The organism is Roseibium sp. SCP15 (genome assembly GCF_040329435.1).
In the GTDB taxonomy this organism is placed as follows: domain Bacteria; phylum Pseudomonadota; class Alphaproteobacteria; order Rhizobiales; family Stappiaceae; genus Roseibium.
Genome location: NZ_JBDZYI010000001.1, coordinates 1,177,133 through 1,196,621, shown reverse-complemented (window position 1 = coordinate 1,196,621; position 19,489 = coordinate 1,177,133). Strand labels below are relative to the sequence as shown.

The following is a 19,489-nucleotide window of genomic DNA, read 5'->3' as shown; positions in this document are numbered from 1 at the left end:
AGGCCCGTTCCGTGATCGCTTTCGGGGGCGGGCAAGACCGGTTGGCGCAGGCGTTACCGGTCGGGTACGAAAGGTTTGCCCAGACAGGCGGGCGTATTGACGAGCGTCAGTCTGCGGTTTGCGGAGATGAGCACAAGCACCAAAATAGTCGCAAGGTAGGGCAGACTGGACAGCAGCTGGGACGGTATGTCCAGTTCAACCGCCTGAGCGTGGAGGTTCAGAACGCTGACGGCACCAAATAGATACGCGCCAACCACCACGCGAAGCGGCAACCAGGACGAAAACACCACCAGCGCAAGTGCGATCCAGCCACGACCGGCGGTCATGTTTTCAACCCATTGCGGCGTATAGGCCAGCGACATGTATGCGCCTGCCAAGCCGGCGCACGCCCCACCGAACAATATGGCAGCAAAGCGAATGCGGATTACCGAGTAGCCGAGCGCGTGAGCTGAACCGTGATTGTCTCCAACAGCGCGCAGAACAAGACCAAGCTTCGTGCGGAACAGACCATAAGCGACCACCGCGACAAGAATGAAACTCATGTAGACGATGGCGTCCTGCTGGAAGAAGACAGGACCGATAAATGGAATGTCGGACAGTCCCGGGATGTAGAGTTCGGGAAGGTCGAGGCCCGGTACGCCGATATATGCCTCGCCGATCATGCCGGAGAGCCCGATCCCAAGAATGGTCAGCGCCAGACCTGTGGCAACCTGGTTGGTGACCAGCACCAGAACAAGGAAACCGAACAGCGCCGACATTGCCATGCCTGCGATGATTGCCGCAATCACGCCAAGCGTGCCGGAACCGGTTTGATTGGCAATAGCAAATCCGATCACCGCTCCCATGATCATCATTCCCTCGACACCGAGGTTCAGGACGCCGGACCGCTCGACCACCAGTTCACCGATTGCGGCGATTAGCAGAGGTGTTGCCGCGGTAATGACCGTAAGCAAAACAGCTTCAAACATGAGACGCCTCCCCGGCTGGAGCACGGCGGGAGACCATGCGAATGCGGTACAAGATCAATGTGTCACAAGCCAGGACGAAAAAGAGAAGCATCCCCTGGATAACGCTGGCTATTTCGTTGGAAACTCCCATTGAAGACTGCACGCCTTCACCGCCGATATAGGAAAGAGCCAGAACGAAACCGGCGATGATGATGCCGATCGGGTTCAGGCGTCCCAGGAACGCAACGATGATGGCAGTAAAGCCGTAGCCAGGTGAAATCGACGGCAGCAATTGGTTGAGTGCACCGGAGACTTCCATGGTTCCCGCAAGACCGGCAAGCGCTCCCGCCAGGGCGAAGGAAAACAGCGTCAGGCGTTTTGCCGAGAAGCCAGCGAAGCTTCCTGCACGCGGGCTTTCTCCCATGACACGGATCTCGAACCCCTTGAGGGTCTTGGCGAGCACGACCGCCAGAATGATCGCGATGACCACAGTGATTGGCGCGGACAGGCTCATGGCGCCGTCGAATATTTCCGGCAAGGTCGCAGCGTCGGAGAAAATTCTAGACTCCGGAAAGTTGTACCCACCCGGGTCTCTCCATGGTCCGCGCACCAGATAGTCGAGTATCAAGCTGGCAACGTACACCAGCATGAGGCTGGTCAGAATTTCGTTGGTGTTGAACCGTGTCTTCAAAAGTGCCGGGATCAATGCCCATAGAGCACCGCCAACCGCACCGAAGATCAGCATAAGCGGCAACGTCGCCCCGTTTTCAAACTCCGGAAACAGTACTGGCAGCATTGACCCGAACAGTGCACCGATCACAAACTGACCTTCTGCGCCGATGTTCCAGTTGTTGGAGAGATAACAAACGGCCAGCCCGCAGCCGATCAGGATCAATGGAGTGGCCTTGTCGATTGTCGCTTCAAGAGACCATTGCTGCGTGAGCGGTTCAATGAAGAACTTATAAAGTCCAATCAGAGGGTTATGGCCTGTTATTGAGAAAATAATTCCAGCAGCAAGCGCGGTCAGTCCAACTGCGATCAGTGGTGACAGCAGCGCCATGGTCTGGCTGTGTTCTTTTCTTTTGACCAGTTCAATGCGCATCAGGCCACCTCCTCTTGCGTTTCCGCACCGCCTGCCATCAGGAGGCCTACCCGTTCGCGGGTCATGTCATCTGCAGGTTCCGCAGCTGACAGATACCCCCTGGAGATCACCGCGATCCTGTCTGCAATCTCAAATATCTCGTCCAGATCCTGACTGATGACCAGAACCGCAGATCCGGAGCGGGCAAGGTCGATCAGGGCCTGGCGGATAAGGGCAGCAGCTCCTGCATCAACGCCCCAGGTCGGCTGATTGACGACCAGGACGCCAGGTTTCCTGTCGAGCTCGCGGCCGACAACAAACTTCTGAAGATTGCCGCCCGAAAGAGACCGGGCTTCAGGATCGTCATGCGACATGCGCACGTCATAGGTTTGCTTGATGCGTTGCTCCATGGCTCCGGCCTGGGCATTTGAAACAAACCCGCCCGTGAGGAGCTTGTCACCGGTACTATGGCGCGTCAGGACAATGTTCTGAGACAGTTTCATTCCCGGCACCGCACCATGCCCGAGCCGTTCCTCCGGAACGAATGCCGCATTCTTCTTGCGGCGCCAGGTAATGTTTCTGGAACCACATGGCGTTCCGTCGATCTGAACCATTTGAGTAGCAACCGGCATTTCGCCGGAAATCGCGTCGAACAGTTCGCCCTGTCCATTGCCGGCAACGCCTGCGATGGCGACCACTTCGCCCGCACGAAGGTCGAGGGAGATCTTGTTGAGCGCTGTTGCAAAGGGCGTTGACGCAGGGGCGGACAGGTCCTGTAGTCCCAGCCGAACCTCGCCGATTTGCGGCTTCTGTTCACTTGCACTCACAGATGCAACATCTGCGCCCACCATCATGCTTGCCAACGAAGCGGGTGTCTCCTTCGTCGGGTCACATTCGCGAACCACCTGGCCATGTCGCAAGATCGTTGCGTGATGGCAGATCCGCTTCACCTCTTCCAGACGGTGACTGATATACAGCACCGCACAGCCTTCTTCCGCGAGCCGCTGCAGTGTCAGAAACAGTTGATCGGCTTCCTGCGGGGTCAGGACGGAGGTCGGTTCGTCCATGATGATCAGTTGCGGCTCCTGAAGGAGACAACGGACAATCTCGATACGCTGGCGAATACCGACCGGAAGGTCTGCGACAATGTCAGTCGGATTGAGCGGCAGGCCATAATCACGCGACACTGTTTCAATCCGGCTCGCCAAGTCCGCCATCTTTCCGGGATTTGGCAGTGCAAGTGCAATGTTCTCAACAACATTCAAGGCTTCGAACAGCGAGAAATGCTGAAAAACCATGCCAATGCCGAGCTCGCGGGCAGCAGCAGGGTTTCCTATGTCAACCTTCGCGCCGTCCCAGATGATCTCTCCACCATCCGGTTCGAGCGAGCCATAGAACATTTTGACCAAGGTGGATTTGCCGGCACCGTTCTCACCTAAAAGCGCATGGATTTCGCCCTTGTTTATGATCAGGTCTACCTTGTCATTGGCAAGAATATCGCCGAACCGTTTGGTCAGGCCTCTTGCGTCCAGCAGTGTGTCCTTTCCGGATCTATCTTGCTGAACCATATTGCTTTCCACCTCTGAATGGATTGTTTCTGCCACGCCGTCCCCCGAGCGTATGCCGCTTTATTGACCATGTGGTACAATTTGTGCAAGCCCCTCGCCTGCAGCGGTCTGTTGATGATTGGTCTCGTCTCTCTGCAATAGATCGACCGCAATTCCGGCTGCGATTGCAGCCGGTTGCTTCGATCGTATCTGCGAGACCCCTATCGGACAGGTCATCTTTGATATCAGACTGTCGCTAAGTCCCCTTGATTTCAGCCGTTTCTGGAACCTGTTTCTTTTGGTTTTGGAACCGATGACCCCGCAATAGGCGAACCGTTGAGCAAGCAAGGCTCGTGCCATTATTTCTTCGTCCAGGGCATGCGAGTGGGTCATAGCGAGAACAAACGCATCTTCAGGCGCGGAAGCCAGAACGGACGTCGGATCCTCGACACAGATTTTTGTAACGTTGCCCGGTACCGCTCCAGGGAACTGGCTTGCTCTGCCGTCTACCCAAGTCACCGCAAAAGGCAGCGGAGCGAGCGCGAGAATGAGGGCTTTGCCAACATGACCGGCTCCGAACAAATAGAGAGGCCGATGGTCTGCACCAAATTGTTCGATCACAAGTGAGGCACCGGTTTCGTCATCCTTTCGAATGGAAAAACGTTGAGACGGCAGGTTTTGAAAATCCTGGCGTTGGCCGATCTTGCTGCCTTGCATCTCCGTCACTGTTGCGAACGAAGTGTCTGACGTTTCCAATTCACGGAGCCGGCAGGCTTCGTCCAACTTTTCCAGGGTCAGAACCTCGATGGCCAACTCCACACGTCCGCCGCAGCATTGACCAAGATCCGGCCCAAGAGAGACCGAGCGAAGGAAAAATGACGGTTCAGCTGCCTCTGCAGCTCTTGCGGCCAGTCGTATGGCCTCAAGTTCCAGTGTCCCGCCTCCGATCGTACCGTGGAAACAAGCCTTTCCATCGACGACCATACGGGCACCGATTTCTCTGGGAGTGGATCCTTCAGCGCGTGCCACCGATACGAGGGCACAAGCGCCGCTGCTCTTCAGGCAGTCAACTATGTGCCCCCAGACCTTCATGACCCAGCCTTTCTCCTGCGCAAATCCTGAACGGCACGCATGATGGACTCGGGCGTTGCAGGTGCGTGAAGGTCCGGTACTTCACCGGGATTGAGCGAAGCAACCGCATCCACGATTGCGCAGAAAACCGCGTTGGCCAGCATGACGGGAGGTTCTCCGACAGCCTTCGAGCGATAGACGGTTTCCTTCGGGTTACCTGAGCTTTCGTAGAGTTTGACGCGGAAATCTTCCGGCAGATCGGACGCGGTCGGTATCTTGTACGTTGATGGAGCGTGCGTCCGCAGCCGGCCCTGTTCATCCCAGACCAGTTCCTCGGTCGTCAGCCAGCCCATTCCTTGCACAAAGCCACCTTCGATCTGGCCCACATCGATTGCGGGATTCAGTGAATGGCCGACGTCATGGAGAATATCCACGCGGTCGACCGTCATCTCACCTGTCATCGTATCAATGGTGACTTCAGCGCAGGCACCACCGAAGGCAAAATAATAGAATGGCCGCCCGGTCACGCTTTCACGATCCCAGGTAATGCCGGGCGTCGCATAGAAGCCTGCATGTGACATCTGGATGCGAGCCATATGGGCCAGTTTTGCAATCTCGGACAAGGCAAAGCTCTGATCGCCAACGATCACCTTGTTGTCGCCAAAGTGTACGGCTTCAGGACCACATTGATGTTGCTCACAGAGAAATTCGATCAACCTGCCCTTGATGACTTGTGCAGCATTTTTGGCCGCCATGGCGTTCAAGTCTGTTCCGGACGAAGCTGCTGTTGGGCCGGTGTTCGGAACTTTGGATGTGTTGGTTGCGGTGATCACGACCTTGTCCAGGGACACGCCGAATTCCTCGGCAACAACCTGTGCAACCTTCTGATAGAGGCCCTGCCCCATCTCCGTGCCACCGTGGTTCAGGTGTACTGAACCGTCGGTGTAAAGATGCACCAGCGCGCCGGCCTGATTGAGATGTTTCAGCGTAAACGAGATCCCGAACTTGACTGGCGTCAGCGCAAGTCCTTTCTTCAGAACAGCGTTGTTTTCGTTGAACTCTTTAATCTCGTCCCGTCTTTGCCAGTAGTCGGAGCTTTCTTCGATTTGTGAAATGAGATCGTGCATGACCTCATACTCTTCAACTGGCATCCCATACGGCGTCAGGTTTCGTTCTCCGTCATAGAAATTCAGCTTGCGAACATCGAGCGGGTCCTTGCCGAGCGTGATCGCGATGGCATCGATCAAACGTTCGGCAGCGAGCATACCCTGTGGACCGCCGAAGCCCCTGAAGGCGGTGTTCGAGCAAGTGTCTGTGCGCAATCTGCGCGACCGGATCAGGGCGTCCGGATAAAAATAGCTGGAATCGGAGTGAAAAAGCGTCCTGTCATTGACGCCAAGGGAGAGATCAGCCGAATAGCCGCATCGCGCAAGAAACTCCATGTCAACGGCTCTGATTTTGCCGGACGTGTCGTAACCAACTTTCCAATCCACTTTAAAATCATGCCGCTTGCCGGTCATGATCATGTCGTCATCGCGATCCAGACGCAGCTTGCAGGTTCTGCCGGTTTTCTGTGCTGCAAGTGCCGCGAGACTTGCCCATTGGTTTGCTTGTGATTCCTTGCCACCGAAGCCACCGCCCATACGTCGGATTTCAGCTGTTATGGTCGCGTCTGGAACACCAAGCACCTTGGCTACCGTATGTTGAACCTCTGTTGGGTGCTGGGTCGATGTGTGAACCAGCATGCCTCCATCTTCCTGGGGCAACGCCATAGCGACCTGCCCTTCGAGGTAAAAATGCTCCTGCCCGCCTATGAACATCGACCCGGACAACACTTCCTCTGAAGCCTGCATACCGGTTTCGGGAGAGCCTCTGCGAAACTGATAGTCGGGCAGAACGGTGGTATCAGCATCAACCGCGTCTTCCGGTGTCAGGATGGGCGTGATCGGTTTAACGTCAATTTTCGCCTTGAGCGTAGCCTTACGGGCCTCTTCCCGTGTTTCAGCGACAACCGCAAATACGACTTGTCCGAAAAACAGGATTTCTTCTTCCGCAAGAACCGGATCACCACCAAAAGCCGAAGAACAGTCGTTGATACCCTTGATGTCTTCAGCTGTCAGAACTGCAACGACTCCCGATGCCTTCTCAACCTCTTCGAGATCTACAGACTGGATACGGCCACGAACGGCCTGCCTGGTCCAGCCGGGCACAACATGCAAGGTGTCCAACGGTTCGACGATATCGTCGATATATGTGGCCGTTCCGCGGACGTGTTTTTCGGCACTGTCATGGGCCAAAGGCTTGCGGACATGCTTCAGCGACATTTCCATGTTTTTTTGATCAAGCGGCGCGGTCATGATCTGCCTCCCGCTTTGCAAGTACTCTCAGGTCTTTCGCAGGTGTGCCGCTGATTTCCATAAGTGCCTTGGCAAGAAGAGCACGTGCCGTTTCCATGCGGTACTCCGCGCTTGCGCGCATGTCGGTCATCGGTGTGTAATCCGTCAGGAGCGACTGCATTCCGGCTCCCCACGTTGACGGGTCATCCAACGAGGCGCCTTTCAAGGCTGCCTCCGATCCGCCTGCCCTTTTGGGCGTGCCCGCCATTCCTCCGAAAACAACGCGGGCGTCGGTTATGATGTTGTCCACGATAGTGAACCGGAACGCTCCCATAACCGAGGAAATATCCTGATCAAATCGCTTCGAAATCTTGTAGCAGCGAAATGCCTGATTGGCGGCGAGACGGGGCACGAACAGTCCGGTTACAAACTCGTCTGCTCCCCGGTCCTGCTTGCCGTAATCGATGAAGAATTCTTCCAGTGGAAGCGCTCGCGAGTCTTCGGCCGACTGCAATTCGAGCGTCGCACCGAGCGCGATGAGTGCCGGCGGTGAATCTCCGATCGGAGAGCCATTGGCGATGTTGCCTCCAACGGTGCCCGAGGCGCGCACCTGCTTCGATCCAATCCGCTTCCACAACTCCCCAAGGTCTGGAGACAACCTTGTCATGGCAGCTTCCGTTGCTTCGAACGTTGCCGTTGCACCAATCAAAACACCGCTGGGACTTTCTTCAACCCGATCAAGCCCCTGAATGCGGCCGAGCCAGATCATCTTGGGGAGATCCCGCAATTGCTTCGTAATCCATAGTCCGACGTCGGTTGCTCCTGCGACCAGTGTCGCATCAGGGTGCTGCCCGTAAAAGGCCGCCAGTCCATCAAGTGTCACAGGTGCGGAGAAGAACTTGCTGCTGTCGCCGATGAATATGTCCCGGCTGTCGGCAAGTTCCTGCAGCTTTTCTCTTGTCTGGTTCGCGCGCCACGAAAAGACGTCGTCAACGGTTTCGAAACAGGCGTCCAAGGCGGCTTCCACGATTGGTCTGTAACCGGTGCAGCGGCAAAGGTTTCCAGCAAGCCACTCGATCACCGTCTTGCGCGATTCTTCTTTTGAATCCGCATGATAAAGCGTGAATAAGGTCATCACGAAACCCGGCGTACAGAAGCCGCATTGAGAGCCGTGAAATTCCACCAGAGCATTTTGCACCGGGTGAAGTTTCTCGTCATTTGTCAGGTCTTCAACGGTTACGAGTTCGGCACCGTCGAGCATGCCCAGCAGTTGGATGCAGCTGTTGATGGGTTGATAGATAAGTTTACCGTCTATCAGCCGCCCGACCGCAACTGTGCAAGCACCGCAGTCGCCCTCGCCGCAGCCTTCCTTGGTGCCGGTGTCGCGACGACGTAGCCGGAGGTAATCGAGAACTGTTTCGGTCGGGCCGACGTTCTCCAGCTCAACCATTTCACCATTTTTCAGAAATCGAATTGTGTCACGCATGGCTCAGCTCCCCCGATAGGTAGAATACCCAAAGGGCGAAAGAAGCAGAGGCACATGATAGTGACCGTCTTGCTCAGCAATACCGAAACGGATCGGAATAATGTCCAGGAACAGGGGCTCCAAAAGCTCTTGGCCCGTGCCTCTCAGATAGTCGCCGGCGTGGAACCTCAATTCGTAGGTTCCTGTCCGGAAAGACTGACCTGCGAGGATCGGTGCGTCGACCCGTCCATCGTCATTGGTTTCATGCGAGGAAATGTGCTCGAGGGTTTTGCCCTGAGACCATAGTTCGATTTTCAAGCCTTTTGCAGGCTTGCCAAGAGCGGTGTCGAGTACGTGCGTTGTCAAACGCCCCATCTGTTTTCTCCCTCGCGCGGCAAAGTGCCGCAAACCGTTACAAAAAATGTGCCTTAAAAAAGTCCGGATCCAAAGCGCTCATTTGAGAACTCAATGATGCCTATTTGGCATCAAGTGAAGGAAGATGATCCTTCAGGGCGAGCACTGCATGGTCGAAAAACATTCCAGGAGCAAGTGCAAGAGCGCGCAAGGAAGAGGTTACCACACATAATCTGTCTGCCTGAAGCGGCGCATCCGACAGAGGCTTGAAGACCAGAGCACCGGACGCCAGATCCTCTTCGCAACCGATCAAAGTTTGAAATCCGATGACCTTCTCCTCCCTCGCCAAGGCCCGCATAAGGCGCAACGAATTTGCTTCGACATAGGTTCTGGAAGCGCCTGGAATATGCCCACGGACCAGATCAATCCTTGTACGCAGGGACAAACCTTCCGCGGGAAGCGCGACCGGGTATTTCAGGCAGTCCTGGAGGCTGAGTTTCCTTTCCCTGGCCAGAGGGTGGTCAGGTGTCATCAAGGCACCGATCACCAGATCATGATGAAAGGCGATCGTCAGGGCGGAGGTCTCCGGCGGGTCGAAGGTAAAGCCGACATCAGCTTCTGCGGCTTCGACTTTTCTGGCGGCTTCCTGGGATGATGAAATAGAAACATTCACGTGAATGCCGGGATAGCTGCGACGGAAACTGCTTATGACAGCAGGTAGGAGTTTTTCGGCAACGCTCTCCACCGATGCGATTGATACAGTTCCTCGACGCAAGCCTTTAAGAGCGTCCAACTCGGCAACCGTGCCTTCGAAGTCCGAATAGGTTCGGCGAATATGGGCCAGCAGAAGTTCTCCTGCTTGTGACAGCCGAATGCGCCTGCCCACACGGTCGAAGAGTTGAAGCCCCAATGCTTCTTCCAGCCAAAGGATTTGCCGATTGACGGCTGACGAAGCGACATTGAGTTCGCGCGATGCCGCGCGAATGGATCCAGCCTCCGCCGCAGCCAGGAAGTACCTCATGGCTGGGCTGTAAAGGTTTCGCGACAGTTCCTGTACCCGGCTTGATAGCATCTCCTCGCGTTGCCCTACGGGATCAGAATGGTTGCGCCGGTGGTCTTTCTACCTTCCAGGTCCTGATGGGCCTGCACCGCATCGGCCAACCGATACTCCTGATTGATTTCAATCTTGACCACCCCGTTGCGAACAACATCGAACAGTTCTCCGGCAGTCTTTTCCAGCGCGTCCCTGGTGGCGACATAGGAAAAAAGCGTCGGACGCGTGGCAAACAGCGATCCTTTTTGAGCCAGTAGACCCAGATTGAAATCAACTATCGGTCCGGACGATTGACCAAAGCTCACCCACATGCCGAGCGGTTTCAAGCAATCCAGCGAACCGGGATAGGTATCCTGCCCCACGGAATCATAGACAACATCGCAGCCTTTGCCGTCGGTTATCTCCTTGACCCTTTCGGCAAAGTTCTCGGTCCTGTAATTGATTACGTGCTGATAACCGTGAGCCTTTGCGAGTTCGATCTTTTCTTCTGATCCTGCTGTGCCGATTACCGTTGCCCCCAAATGTGCCGCCCACTGCCCGGCAATCAGGCCAACGCCGCCGGCGGCAGCGTGAAAGAGCAGCGTTGTCTCCGGCCCCACCTTGTAGGTCTGTCGCAGAAGGTATTGTGCCGTCATGCCCTTCAGCATCATGGCCGCGGCCGTCTTGTCATCAACTCCTTCAGGGATCACAACCAGCTTGTCTGCCGGAACAATTCTTTCCTGCGCATATGCACCGAGTGGTCCCACATATGCAACGCGGTCTCCAGGACCGACATGCGTCACCCCTTCGCCGACTGTTTGGACGATGCCCGCTCCTTCATTACCGGGCGAAAACGGGAGGCCATCCGGCGCCGGATAAAGTCCGGATCTGAAATAGGTGTCGATGAAATTCAGGCCGATAGCCGTGTGACGGATCCTTGCCTCTCCGGGTGCGGGTTCACCGACATCGACATGTTCCCAGCGCATCACCTCCGGGCCACCGGTCTCGAATACACGAATTGCCTGAACCATTGTTTCCTCCGGGAGTGCATGATTGTCTGTCGAATCTGCCTTGCGGCGACTGGGTCTTGCAAGAACAGTAATGATTTCAACGCCAGCCGAAAAGGCCGCGGTCAAACAGAAATCTGGACAGAGGACTTTAATTTCAGTTCAAGAAGTTGTTTTCGGCCGTCACAAAGGGCGGCACACATCGGCGCTTGAATTTAGCGACAACAGATACTTGTGGCGTGTCAGATGTCACTGACCAATTGCGCGAAAGTCAGCTATGGAGAAGGTATCAGGAAAAACAGCAGACCGGGTCAGTCAACCCGGTCCAGAAGCTGCTGCACGGCGGACACCGAGAACAGGTAGAGGCTCGCTCCGGTAAACACGATCGCAGACAGACCGGTCAGTGACATCCCGTCCAGAATGGCATATGCGGCCATTCCCATCCACAAAAGCGTAATGGGCAGCGTGATTGTACGCCAGCGGCGAACCCTTACCGGGTGAACGAACCTGATTGGTGCGAAGGTCAGAGCGCAGCACAAGAGCACCGTAATGATCGTGAAGAGCTCAGACGGTGACAGGACCATCAGACCGAAGACAACCATGTTCCATCCGGCGGGGAACCCCTTGAACGAGCCGTCAGGCGTCTTCATGCCGTTATCAGCAAAGTAGAGCGCGCCAGTGAAGACAACGAGACCGCCGCAGATCCAATTCCACGGTTGAGACAGCATCAGGCTCCAGGAAAGCGCAAACGCCGGCAGGAACACGTAAGTTGCGTAGTCGATGACGAAGTCAAGCGACGCCCCGGACCATCGAGGCAGACGTTCGGCAACATTGAAACGACGTGCTAGTGGCCCATCAATACCGTCGACGAAGAAAGCCAAGCCCAACCAGGCGAACATTTCAGCCCAGTTTCCCTGCGCACCTGCCAAAAGCGCGACCAATGCGATCGGTGCTCCGAACGCAGTCAACACATGGATCAGGAATAGAGCGGGTTCCGGCGCCTCTTTGCCTGGCGTTATGTCCGTCACGGGATTTCCTCACAACTGATAGATCGGGGCGCGATAGTAATGCCGCGTTATCGCATGGGTGAAAATTGACCCATCCCTCGCCAAAGACCTCTTAGGCGATGGCGCTGACTATTATTGCAATCGTATGACAGTGTGAACCGAAAAAACAGTCCTTGTCGCGATTCTGTAAGTTTCTCACAAAGCAGCGCCTTTGAACAGGATGACTGTTGTCAGAAATGTCGCCCAGGAAATCAGGAACACGCCAATGATCACTGGGAAGATTCTGCTCGGAAACGTTTTTTCAAGAGCCATCACACCGCCCAGTAGCGCAATCCAGACGATGTTCATCAATCCGACAGCAAACATGACAGTCATAACAGCCCAACAGCAGCCGAGGCAGGACCATCCCTGTACGATGCCTTCGCGCAACCCGACCGTTATGCGATTTGAGCCCATTTCGTTGGAAAAAGACCAGCGAGGATACCAGCAGCGTTTCAAACAGGCGCGTTTGGCGGGGGTGAACTGGTAGAGACCTGCGGCAAAAAGAACGGAGGTTGTGAGGGCAAGACTGACCGGCGCCATCATGTCGTTCAAACCGCCTATCCTTGAAAGCAGCCATTGAAACGCCGTTGCAACGAGAGCGTAGCCAAACCAGACGAGCAGATATCCGATAACAACCATGACCGCCTGCATTGCCGTTTCAAAGCGTGTGCGTTCCGGCGTGCTGATATGCATTGTGTAAGCGCGCAGCATTGGTGAGGCGCTTGGCAGCATCATCGCCAGCGACATCATTGCCCACATCAGGAAGATCTTCTGGAGATCCTGAATAGTCATCTCGGGACCAGGCATGCCAAAAGTTGACCCAGCCGGAAGACACAAAGCAGCCAATGCGACTCTTGCTTCGGCAGATAGCCCTTTGAAAATATTGAACTGATTGAATATTCCCATTCCCGGACCGGCTTCCGACATGTCCATCGCGGGTATCATGTCAGCCACCATGGCTGCCAGATATGCCCAACCGGCAATGCTCAGGAATGCAATTGTGGTCAGAACGAGCGGCCAGCCGCTCGTGCGTTTCGGATCGGATAATGAGGACCGTTCAGAGGTATTTGTGCGTGTTACCGTTGTCATGTCCAAAACAATTAATACTGACTGGGCGATTTCCAGCGGCATCTTAGGTTAAATTGTCGTTGGAAGGTTTGATTTCCCGCATGTTTTCATTTGAGATCAAATATATACGAAAGGAAAGCAGGAAACAGCTGCGTGGTTTCGTCCCGTTGAATTCCGAGACCGATTGAACAATTTCTTTACAAAGAGAATTCCATCCAGGTCAGTCACATGCCTAAATCCAAAAAGACCGAACTATTTGACGTAGCCGTTGTCGGTGGGGGACCTTCTGGCCGTATTGCGGCGCTTTCCTTTGCCCAAAACGGTTTGTCAACGGTGCTTCTAGCCCCTGCTGCGGCGCGAGTTGATGGCAGAACCACGGCCTTGTGGCAGCAGTCACTCTCACAGCTAGAGAGCCTTGGTGTTTGGAAGGACATCAAGGAAAACGCAGCGCCTCTGCGCAAAATGCGAATGATAGACGACACGGGGCGGTTGATCCGCGCCCCTGAGGTTGTTTTTGATAGCGCGGAACTGGAGCTGGAGGAGTTTGGATTCAATATCTTGAACTCCGAACTTAATGTCGTCCTTGATGAAAAGTGCAAGTCGCAGTCAAATCTGGAAGTTATCGAGCAAAGCGTGACTGCTGCGAGTTTCGAAGCTGAACATGCACTGCTGGAAACTGGAGACGGACAGACAGTCCAGTCGCGGCTCGTAGTTGCCGCCGATGGTCGAAATTCTCTCATCCGCGCTTCAGCGGAGATTGACGTCAAGACCTGGACATATCCGCAAGTTGCGGTGGTGTTGAATCTGGAACACCGGTTACCGCACCAGAACATTTCGACGGAATTTCATACGCCAACTGGTCCCTTCACGCTGGTCCCTTTGCCGGGAAGGCAATCTTCTCTTGTCTGCGTTGAAACCAAAGAAGGAGCTCAGCGTCTTCTGGCAATGGCGACCAAGGAACTTGAAAGCGAACTTGAACGCCGCGCGCATTCCATACTGGGACCCTTCAAGATTGCTTCAAAGGTCCAGAGTTTTCCGCTTTCCGGTATGACAGCCAGGAACCTTGTGGCGCCGCGCCTGGCCCTTATCGGCGAAACAGCACATGTGTTTCCGCCTATCGGGGCACAAGGTCTTAACCTGTCCCTCAGGGACATATCCGATCTCGCAAACGTTGTGACGAAGACAAAGGCAAGACATGCCGATGTCGGAAGCCTGTCAACTTTGGAACCTTATGAAACCAAGCGTTTCAAGGATATTCGCACCCGAACAAACGCCGTTGACGCCTTGAACCGGTCCTTGCTGACGGGGTTCCTGCCGGTTCAGATGGCGCGTAGCACAGGCATGTATCTAGCGGGAAAAGTTGGTCCATTCCGCAGATTGCTGATGCGCGAAGGCATGGCGCCTGGGAGCGGATTTCAGCTTCACAAATAAGGTCTGCGGGAGACCCGTTACGAACCGGATTTTCGTTTCCTGCTGTGATAGGTCAGAGCCATAGTCACCATGTGCCGAACGGCGTCTTCCGGCAACGGATCCTCCAGCTTGAAGTGGACACTTCTGTCGCCACCGAAAGTCAGATTGGGGAACAGAGCCCTCCAGTCTGATACCAGCGACGACTGGCAGTTCACAAACAGCGCGTAGTCTCCCAATTCCGATTTGTCTCTATCGATCCGGATGGTCGTTCCGGTTTTGGGTCGAGCTGTCAGATAACTTGGCTGCCCCCATTTCAGCTCCTCTTCAATCTCACCAATTTCGGCGTTTTCCGCTGCCGTTCGGAGAATGATTTCACGTAGAGCTGTCAGCGCACTTCTCAGAGGTTCAGGATAGCTGCCCAACAGGGAAAGAACCGCCGGCTTGCTGTTCATGTTACTTTTCCCTTCACGTGGTCGTTCTCTTCTCTTCGCAGTGAGCGCATCTAAAGTTCAGTATATCAGGTGGGCAGCGCCCCGGTGGTAAGCGCCCAGATGAATGCCGTCACCGTGACAATGGAAACCGCTGTTCCGACGAGCACGAAACTCGATGCCCGTTGAACATAGGTTCCGTATTGCTGAGCTATGACAAAAACGTTTGTCGCCGGAGGCAGACAGGACATGAGAACCGCCGTTGCAACCCAGCTTGGGTCGAAGCCGCCGAGCCAAGTCAAAAGCGAGAAGATAAGCAACGGGTGCAACACGAGCTTCACCATGAGAACCAGCGGGAGTTCGGCGGAGAAGCGCCCAATGGGTCGCAATGCAATGCTCACTCCCATGGCGAACAGAGCACACGGTGCAGCAGCATTGCTGAGATAGAGCAGCAGAGTATCGATTGCCTGAGGCGGGCGAAACTCAAGCGCAGCGGCGAGAACTCCGGCAATGGTCGCCAGGATGAACGGATGTGTGAAGATACGAATGCCGATCTGTTTCAAGGTTCCGGCAATCGTGTCGTTCTCAGTTCCCGCCAGCGCCATTAGCAACGGAGCAAGAATGAACATCAGTGCATTGTCGAAGGCCAGGATGAGAGCCGTTGGTACGGTTGCCTGTTCTCCGAGAACAGCAAGCGTCAACCCCGGTCCCATGTATCCGACATTCGAGTATGCTCCGGCGATGCCCAGTATCGTGGATTCGCCGATACTGCCTTTTGTTGCCACCACACCGATGCAGAACGAAATTGCAAATACAATGTAGGTTGTAAATGTTGTGGCAGCCACAAACGAGACATTTGCAAGTTGTTCAAAGGGAGTTTCGGAAAGAAGTCGGAAAAACAAAGCAGGCAATGCCAGGTAGATTACAAAGAAGTTCATCCAACTCAGGCCTGCCTCTGGCAGATTTTTTAGTTTTCCGGCGCCAAACCCAAGAAGGATCAGGCCGAAAAAAGGTAGTGCCAGAGTAATGACGTCCTGCATTCGAGTTCCAAATTCTTTAGTGACGACAAGCGTGAACAACGCGATTTGTTCAAGGCGCTTGCATCTTGCGCCTTGCTTGGATAAGGACGCGTGACACTGAGGTCAGCATGTTGATCAGCATTCCAAGCAGTTCTGAAGCCTCATCGCAAGGGCACTTTCACCAAGACCCGGTCGGAGAATGCTTTTCCAGTGGGAAGGCGTTGAAAACTGAGAGTACACCCCGTCTATGTCGCGAAAACTAAGACAGCGTAAGCATCCAAAACTCACGGTCTTCCAGAACCGTGTGGAAGGAATAGCTCTTAAGGCGGCAATCTGGCTGTTCAGGTTAATTCCGGTGGATGTTGCCTCTTACGTGATGGGGGCTTTCTGGAGAACATTGGCTCCCCTCAACTCTCGTCACAAACGGGCGCTGGGGCACCTGAAGATGGCGTTCCCGAACATGAGTGAAAGAGAACGCGAACGGATCGTTCGAGGCATGTGGGACAATCTTGGCAGGGTTGCCGCAGAAACGTTTCATATCGACCGGCTTCTCAAGCAGGATTTCCGTTTCGAGATGGAGGCCGACGAAACGACTCGGTCTGTCCTGAACGGAGAGCGAGGGTGCTTGTTTGTCTCCTTTCACAGTGCTAACTGGGAGTTGTGTGTGCAACCGGCGGTTCGGCAAGACGTGGAAATTACCGGTGTTTACCAGGCGCTTCGAAACCCTAAAGCCGACAAAGCCTTAAGATCGCTCCGCCTTGAACTTTACAAAGGTGGCCTTCTTTCGAAGGGGCATCAGACTGCGCGCAAGATCCTCAGCAGACTCAAGAGCGGTGGTGTTGTTGCCATGATGGGCGATCTTCGCGAGACCCGTGGCATTCAGGTGCCCTTTTTCGGTCAACCGGCCTATGCCAATCCTGTTCCTGCGTCTCTCGCCCGGTCTTGTAACGTGCCCATAGTGCTTGGTCGAGTTGTTAGAAAGAAAGGTGTTCACTTTCATATAGAAGGTCGTGCCATTTCAGTTCCGGTGACTGACGATCGCCAGGTCGACATTGAAAAAGCCACAGCCGAGATCCATTCGGTATTTGAAGCATGGATCCGTGAACATCCTGAGCAATGGATGTGGATCCACAAAAAGTGGGCGCCTCCGGGAAAAAATGCGGCAGAAAAACATGCCAGACGCGCTGCTGCCAAAGTCAATGCTCCCAAAGTGGACAGCCACTGACCTGACTTCTCCTTTCGGGGGATAGTTGCAGCGCAACATAAGCGCTATAGCTATATGACCGTCAGGAGGAGGATAGCTGTTTCATGAAAACCCCAAGCGCATTTTACAAGCCGCTCGCCATTGGAGCCCCTGCCCCGTTTCGCGACCGACCTGTTTCTCTTGAGCGCATGATCCATTTTGTGCCGCCGCACATAGAAAAAATGCGGGCCAAGGTCCCGGATCTGATCCGCAAAGTTGATGTGGTGCTTGGCAATCTCGAAGATGCAATTCCTGCTGAAGCGAAAACTGATGCCAGACGTGGTTTCATCCAGATGGCACGGGAAAACGATTTCGGGGCGACCGGTCTCTGGACACGGGTCAACTGTTTGAACAGCCCGTGGTTTTTGGATGACCTGCTTGAGATAGTGCCGGCTGTCGGTGAAAAGCTCGACGTCATCATGCTGCCCAAGGTTGAAGGTGCGTGGGACATTCACTATCTCGATCAACTTCTGGCACAACTTGAAGCCAAGGCGGGCCTGTCAAAACCAATCATGATCCACGCCATTCTGGAGACCGCGGAAGGCGTCAAGAACGTGGAGCAGATTGCAGCGGCCAGCCCGCGGATGCATGGCATGAGTCTTGGTCCGGCTGACCTGGCTGCATCAAGGGGAATGAAAACCACGCGTGTTGGCGGAGGCCACCCCGACTATGCCGTGCTTTCCGATGCAACTGACGGCGCTCAACGAACTGCCTATCAGCAGGACCTCTGGCATTACACTGTGGGCAAGATGGTCGACGCGTGTCTTTCATATGGTCTGAAGCCGTATTACGGGCCCTTCGGGGATTTTTCCGATCCACAGGCCTGCGAAAGCCAGTTCAGGAATGCATTCCTGATGGGCTGCCTCGGTGCTTGGTCCCTTCACCCGACGCAAATCGACATTGCCAAAAAGGTCTTCTCGCCGGATCCCGGTGAAGTTGCGTTTGCGAGCAAGATTATCGAGGCGATGCCCGATGGAACGGGTGCGGTGATGATTGATGGCAAGATGCAGGACGACGCGACCTGGAAGCAGGCCAAGGTAATCGTGGACCTGGCAAAACTGGTTGCCACGAAAGATTCTGAACTGGCTGAGGTTTATGGTCTTTAGGAAATCGCAAGCCTCGTCGCGTAATGTTTAATATTACAACGCTTGCAAGCAGGTTGCCGACACGGTATCCCGGCATTGCATGCAGTAGGCGGACGAGTAACCATGCGAACGGCAAAATTTAGAATAGGTCAGGTCGTTCGGCACCGGATTTACCCCTTTCGGGGAGTGATCTTCGATGTCGACCCGACGTTTAGCAACACGGAAGAATGGTGGAATGCGATACCTGAAGATGTTCGCCCCCGCCGTGACCAGCCTTTCTATCATCTTCTCGCTGAAAACGAGGAGACGGAATATGTCGCCTATGTCAGCGAGCAAAACCTGGAGCCGGACTTGACTGGTGAACCGGTTCGGCATCCGCAGGTAGATGAGATTTTCGAGGAACAGAACGACGGTTCCTACGTTCCGCGCAGTGTCGAAATGCACTAAGGCAACAGACACGGGTCTTCAGATTTCAAATGACAAACACAAAAAAGGCCGGCGCAATCGCACCGGCCTTTGATTTTGCCTGAACAGAAACTTACTGGCTTTCCTGCTGCGCATCGATCAGCTTCTGACGAGCTTCGTCGGCGCGTTTCTGCAACTCGCTCTGCAGTTCTTCCTGACGCTTCTGGAGCTCTGCCAGGTTCATCGGCTCGCCATCGTAAACCTTGGTGAAGCCGATCAACGTCATCTTGAAGACGATTTCCTTGGCTTGCTGGTTGTAAGGCGCGACCCGCATTTCCCCGCCCTGCTTCATTGCACTGATGAAGGTGTCATCAATTGCCAGTTCGGCATAACAGGCATTCGGAGCACAAATGCTGTATTTCGCCTGAACCGGCTTGCTGTCGTCGATCTGGATACGCAAACCGGGCTGAATCAAAACACCGGTCGGAACGGCAACAAGCAGTTTCTTGCGCGCTTCGCCTTCAGTTTCCTGAATGGCGATGTTGCTCAAGAACTGGCCGGTGTTGGTGCGTAGTTCAATCGAAATGAAGCAGATTTCTTTCTGCGTATTCGGATTGGTGTTACATGCCTTCGTCCAAGGGCTTTTTTCTTCTTGGGCAATTGCTGGAGCACCTGCAAAAGAAGACAAGGCCACGAATGCAGCCGTTGCGCATCCGAATAATCCTCTTTTCAAAACACTCTTCATCGAAACGTCCTCAATCGTGCGTGTGCGAAACTTTCGCGTTGTTCTGAGGCATTCCGGGTACAACCGCAAGGCCCGTCAGAACATTCGAACCGTGAAAACATGGTAAGGCACCTAATTTGGGCGATAGGGTGGCCGATTTGCAACGCAGACCATTCAAAAGATTCAAATCTGTATATCTTGGTGTTTCTGACTTGTA

General features: G+C 54.5%; 19 protein-coding genes. 5 read left to right on the top strand and 14 right to left on the bottom strand.

The genetic code is table 11. The features are described 5' to 3' along the window. Positions 1 to 53: 53 nt before the first annotated feature. The 11 genes from ABLO27_RS05385 to ABLO27_RS05335 all read right to left on the bottom strand — a co-directional run bounded on the left by ABLO27_RS05385 (position 54) and on the right by ABLO27_RS05335 (position 12,979). On the bottom strand, positions 54 to 968 hold the full coding sequence (locus tag ABLO27_RS05385) for an ABC transporter permease (RefSeq protein WP_353031055.1): 915 nt from the start codon (positions 966 to 968) through the stop codon (positions 54 to 56). Then, positions 961 to 2,049, bottom strand: coding sequence for an ABC transporter permease (locus ABLO27_RS05380; RefSeq protein WP_353031053.1), 1,089 nt, complete (start codon positions 2,047 to 2,049; stop codon positions 961 to 963). The genes ABLO27_RS05385 and ABLO27_RS05380 overlap by 8 nt, the downstream gene beginning before the upstream one ends. Beyond that, complete coding sequence (locus ABLO27_RS05375) at positions 2,049 to 3,596, bottom strand: ABC transporter ATP-binding protein (protein WP_353031051.1); 1,548 nt, start codon at positions 3,594 to 3,596, stop codon at positions 2,049 to 2,051. Before ABLO27_RS05375 ends, ABLO27_RS05380 begins: the two co-directional genes overlap by 1 nt. Positions 3,597 to 3,656: 60 nt before the next feature. Beyond that, positions 3,657 to 4,667 (bottom strand): xanthine dehydrogenase accessory protein XdhC, encoded by a 1,011-nt coding sequence (xdhC, locus tag ABLO27_RS05370; protein WP_353031049.1) that lies wholly within the window; start codon positions 4,665 to 4,667, stop codon positions 3,657 to 3,659. Further along, entirely contained in the window at positions 4,664 to 7,003 is a 2,340-nt protein-coding gene (gene xdhB, locus ABLO27_RS05365; protein ID WP_353031047.1) for a xanthine dehydrogenase molybdopterin binding subunit, read from the bottom strand. The genes xdhC and xdhB overlap by 4 nt, the downstream gene beginning before the upstream one ends. Then, positions 6,987 to 8,468 carry a xanthine dehydrogenase small subunit gene (xdhA, locus tag ABLO27_RS05360; RefSeq protein WP_353031045.1) on the bottom strand — a complete coding sequence of 494 codons (1,482 nt, stop codon included), beginning with the start codon at positions 8,466 to 8,468 and terminating at the stop codon, positions 6,987 to 6,989. Before xdhA ends, xdhB begins: the two co-directional genes overlap by 17 nt. A 3-nt stretch (positions 8,469 to 8,471) precedes the next feature. Beyond that, complete coding sequence (uraH, locus tag ABLO27_RS05355; RefSeq protein ID WP_353031043.1) at positions 8,472 to 8,822, bottom strand: hydroxyisourate hydrolase; 351 nt, start codon at positions 8,820 to 8,822, stop codon at positions 8,472 to 8,474. 100 nt (positions 8,823 to 8,922) lie between these two features. Beyond that, positions 8,923 to 9,873 (bottom strand): LysR family transcriptional regulator, encoded by a 951-nt coding sequence (locus tag ABLO27_RS05350; protein ID WP_353031041.1) that lies wholly within the window; start codon positions 9,871 to 9,873, stop codon positions 8,923 to 8,925. 14 nt (positions 9,874 to 9,887) lie between these two features. After that, a complete protein-coding gene (locus tag ABLO27_RS05345; RefSeq protein ID WP_353031039.1) occupies positions 9,888 to 10,865 on the bottom strand; it encodes a quinone oxidoreductase family protein in 978 nt (325 codons plus the stop codon). Between the two features lie 287 nt (positions 10,866 to 11,152). Beyond that, a complete protein-coding gene (locus ABLO27_RS05340; protein ID WP_353031037.1) occupies positions 11,153 to 11,869 on the bottom strand; it encodes a CDP-alcohol phosphatidyltransferase family protein in 717 nt (238 codons plus the stop codon). A gap of 174 nt (positions 11,870 to 12,043) precedes the next feature. Then, a complete protein-coding gene (locus ABLO27_RS05335; protein WP_353031035.1) occupies positions 12,044 to 12,979 on the bottom strand; it encodes a DUF2182 domain-containing protein in 936 nt (311 codons plus the stop codon). A gap of 207 nt (positions 12,980 to 13,186) precedes the next feature. Here ABLO27_RS05335 and ABLO27_RS05330 point away from each other — a divergent pair, with 207 nt between their 5' ends. After that, the gene (locus tag ABLO27_RS05330; protein WP_353031033.1) at positions 13,187 to 14,389 is read left to right on the top strand and encodes a UbiH/UbiF family hydroxylase; all 1,203 of its coding nucleotides are present in this window, start codon (positions 13,187 to 13,189) and stop codon (positions 14,387 to 14,389) included. Between the two features lie 17 nt (positions 14,390 to 14,406). Here ABLO27_RS05330 and ABLO27_RS05325 read toward each other — a convergent pair whose 3' ends face one another. Continuing rightward, a complete protein-coding gene (locus tag ABLO27_RS05325) occupies positions 14,407 to 14,820 on the bottom strand; it encodes a DUF1801 domain-containing protein (protein ID WP_353031031.1) in 414 nt (137 codons plus the stop codon). A gap of 65 nt (positions 14,821 to 14,885) precedes the next feature. Continuing rightward, positions 14,886 to 15,836 (bottom strand): AEC family transporter, encoded by a 951-nt coding sequence (locus ABLO27_RS05320; protein ID WP_353031029.1) that lies wholly within the window; start codon positions 15,834 to 15,836, stop codon positions 14,886 to 14,888. Positions 15,837 to 16,062: 226 nt separating this feature from the next. Between ABLO27_RS05320 and ABLO27_RS05315 the strand changes: the two genes are divergently transcribed. The 3 genes from ABLO27_RS05315 to hspQ all read left to right on the top strand — a co-directional run bounded on the left by ABLO27_RS05315 (position 16,063) and on the right by hspQ (position 18,590). Further along, positions 16,063 to 17,040 carry a lysophospholipid acyltransferase family protein gene (locus ABLO27_RS05315; protein ID WP_353031027.1) on the top strand — a complete coding sequence of 326 codons (978 nt, stop codon included), beginning with the start codon at positions 16,063 to 16,065 and terminating at the stop codon, positions 17,038 to 17,040. Positions 17,041 to 17,123: 83 nt separating this feature from the next. After that, positions 17,124 to 18,164 (top strand): HpcH/HpaI aldolase/citrate lyase family protein, encoded by a 1,041-nt coding sequence (locus tag ABLO27_RS05310; protein ID WP_353031025.1) that lies wholly within the window; start codon positions 17,124 to 17,126, stop codon positions 18,162 to 18,164. A gap of 102 nt (positions 18,165 to 18,266) precedes the next feature. Further along, complete coding sequence (gene hspQ / locus ABLO27_RS05305; protein ID WP_353031023.1) at positions 18,267 to 18,590, top strand: heat shock protein HspQ; 324 nt, start codon at positions 18,267 to 18,269, stop codon at positions 18,588 to 18,590. A gap of 91 nt (positions 18,591 to 18,681) precedes the next feature. Here the strand turns inward: hspQ and ABLO27_RS05300 are convergent, their stop codons facing one another. Beyond that, positions 18,682 to 19,128: an invasion associated locus B family protein gene (locus tag ABLO27_RS05300; protein ID WP_353031720.1), complete on the bottom strand. Its 447-nt coding sequence runs from the start codon at positions 19,126 to 19,128 to the stop codon at positions 18,682 to 18,684. On the opposite strand from ABLO27_RS05300, the gene ABLO27_RS05295 reads away from it, so the two are divergent. Further along, positions 19,082 to 19,399 carry a hypothetical protein gene (locus ABLO27_RS05295; protein ID WP_353031736.1) on the top strand — a complete coding sequence of 106 codons (318 nt, stop codon included), beginning with the start codon at positions 19,082 to 19,084 and terminating at the stop codon, positions 19,397 to 19,399. The two genes, ABLO27_RS05300 and ABLO27_RS05295, sit on opposite strands and share 47 nt — an antisense overlap. Positions 19,400 to 19,489 lie beyond the last annotated feature (90 nt).

Excerpts from the sequence above, each read along its gene's own strand:
- ABLO27_RS05385 (WP_353031055.1), bottom strand. The coding sequence starts at position 968 with ATGTTTGAAGCTGTTTTGCTTACGGTCATTACCGCGGCAACACCTCTG.
- ABLO27_RS05380 (WP_353031053.1), bottom strand. The coding sequence starts at position 2,049 with ATGCGCATTGAACTGGTCAAAAGAAAAGAACACAGCCAGACCATGGCG.
- ABLO27_RS05375 (WP_353031051.1), bottom strand. The coding sequence starts at position 3,596 with ATGGTTCAGCAAGATAGATCCGGAAAGGACACACTGCTGGACGCAAGA.
- xdhC (WP_353031049.1), bottom strand. The coding sequence starts at position 4,667 with ATGAAGGTCTGGGGGCACATAGTTGACTGCCTGAAGAGCAGCGGCGCT.
- xdhB (WP_353031047.1), bottom strand. The coding sequence starts at position 7,003 with ATGACCGCGCCGCTTGATCAAAAAAACATGGAAATGTCGCTGAAGCAT.
- xdhA (WP_353031045.1), bottom strand. The coding sequence starts at position 8,468 with ATGCGTGACACAATTCGATTTCTGAAAAATGGTGAAATGGTTGAGCTG.
- uraH (WP_353031043.1), bottom strand. The coding sequence starts at position 8,822 with ATGGGGCGTTTGACAACGCACGTACTCGACACCGCTCTTGGCAAGCCT.
- ABLO27_RS05350 (WP_353031041.1), bottom strand. The coding sequence starts at position 9,873 with ATGCTATCAAGCCGGGTACAGGAACTGTCGCGAAACCTTTACAGCCCA.
- ABLO27_RS05345 (WP_353031039.1), bottom strand. The coding sequence starts at position 10,865 with ATGGTTCAGGCAATTCGTGTATTCGAGACCGGTGGCCCGGAGGTGATG.
- ABLO27_RS05335 (WP_353031035.1), bottom strand. The coding sequence starts at position 12,979 with ATGACAACGGTAACACGCACAAATACCTCTGAACGGTCCTCATTATCC.
- ABLO27_RS05330 (WP_353031033.1), top strand. The coding sequence starts at position 13,187 with ATGCCTAAATCCAAAAAGACCGAACTATTTGACGTAGCCGTTGTCGGT.
- ABLO27_RS05325 (WP_353031031.1), bottom strand. The coding sequence starts at position 14,820 with ATGAACAGCAAGCCGGCGGTTCTTTCCCTGTTGGGCAGCTATCCTGAA.
- ABLO27_RS05320 (WP_353031029.1), bottom strand. The coding sequence starts at position 15,836 with ATGCAGGACGTCATTACTCTGGCACTACCTTTTTTCGGCCTGATCCTT.
- ABLO27_RS05315 (WP_353031027.1), top strand. The coding sequence starts at position 16,063 with ATGTCGCGAAAACTAAGACAGCGTAAGCATCCAAAACTCACGGTCTTC.
- ABLO27_RS05310 (WP_353031025.1), top strand. The coding sequence starts at position 17,124 with ATGAAAACCCCAAGCGCATTTTACAAGCCGCTCGCCATTGGAGCCCCT.
- hspQ (WP_353031023.1), top strand. The coding sequence starts at position 18,267 with ATGCGAACGGCAAAATTTAGAATAGGTCAGGTCGTTCGGCACCGGATT.
- ABLO27_RS05295 (WP_353031736.1), top strand. The coding sequence starts at position 19,082 with ATGGCGATGTTGCTCAAGAACTGGCCGGTGTTGGTGCGTAGTTCAATC.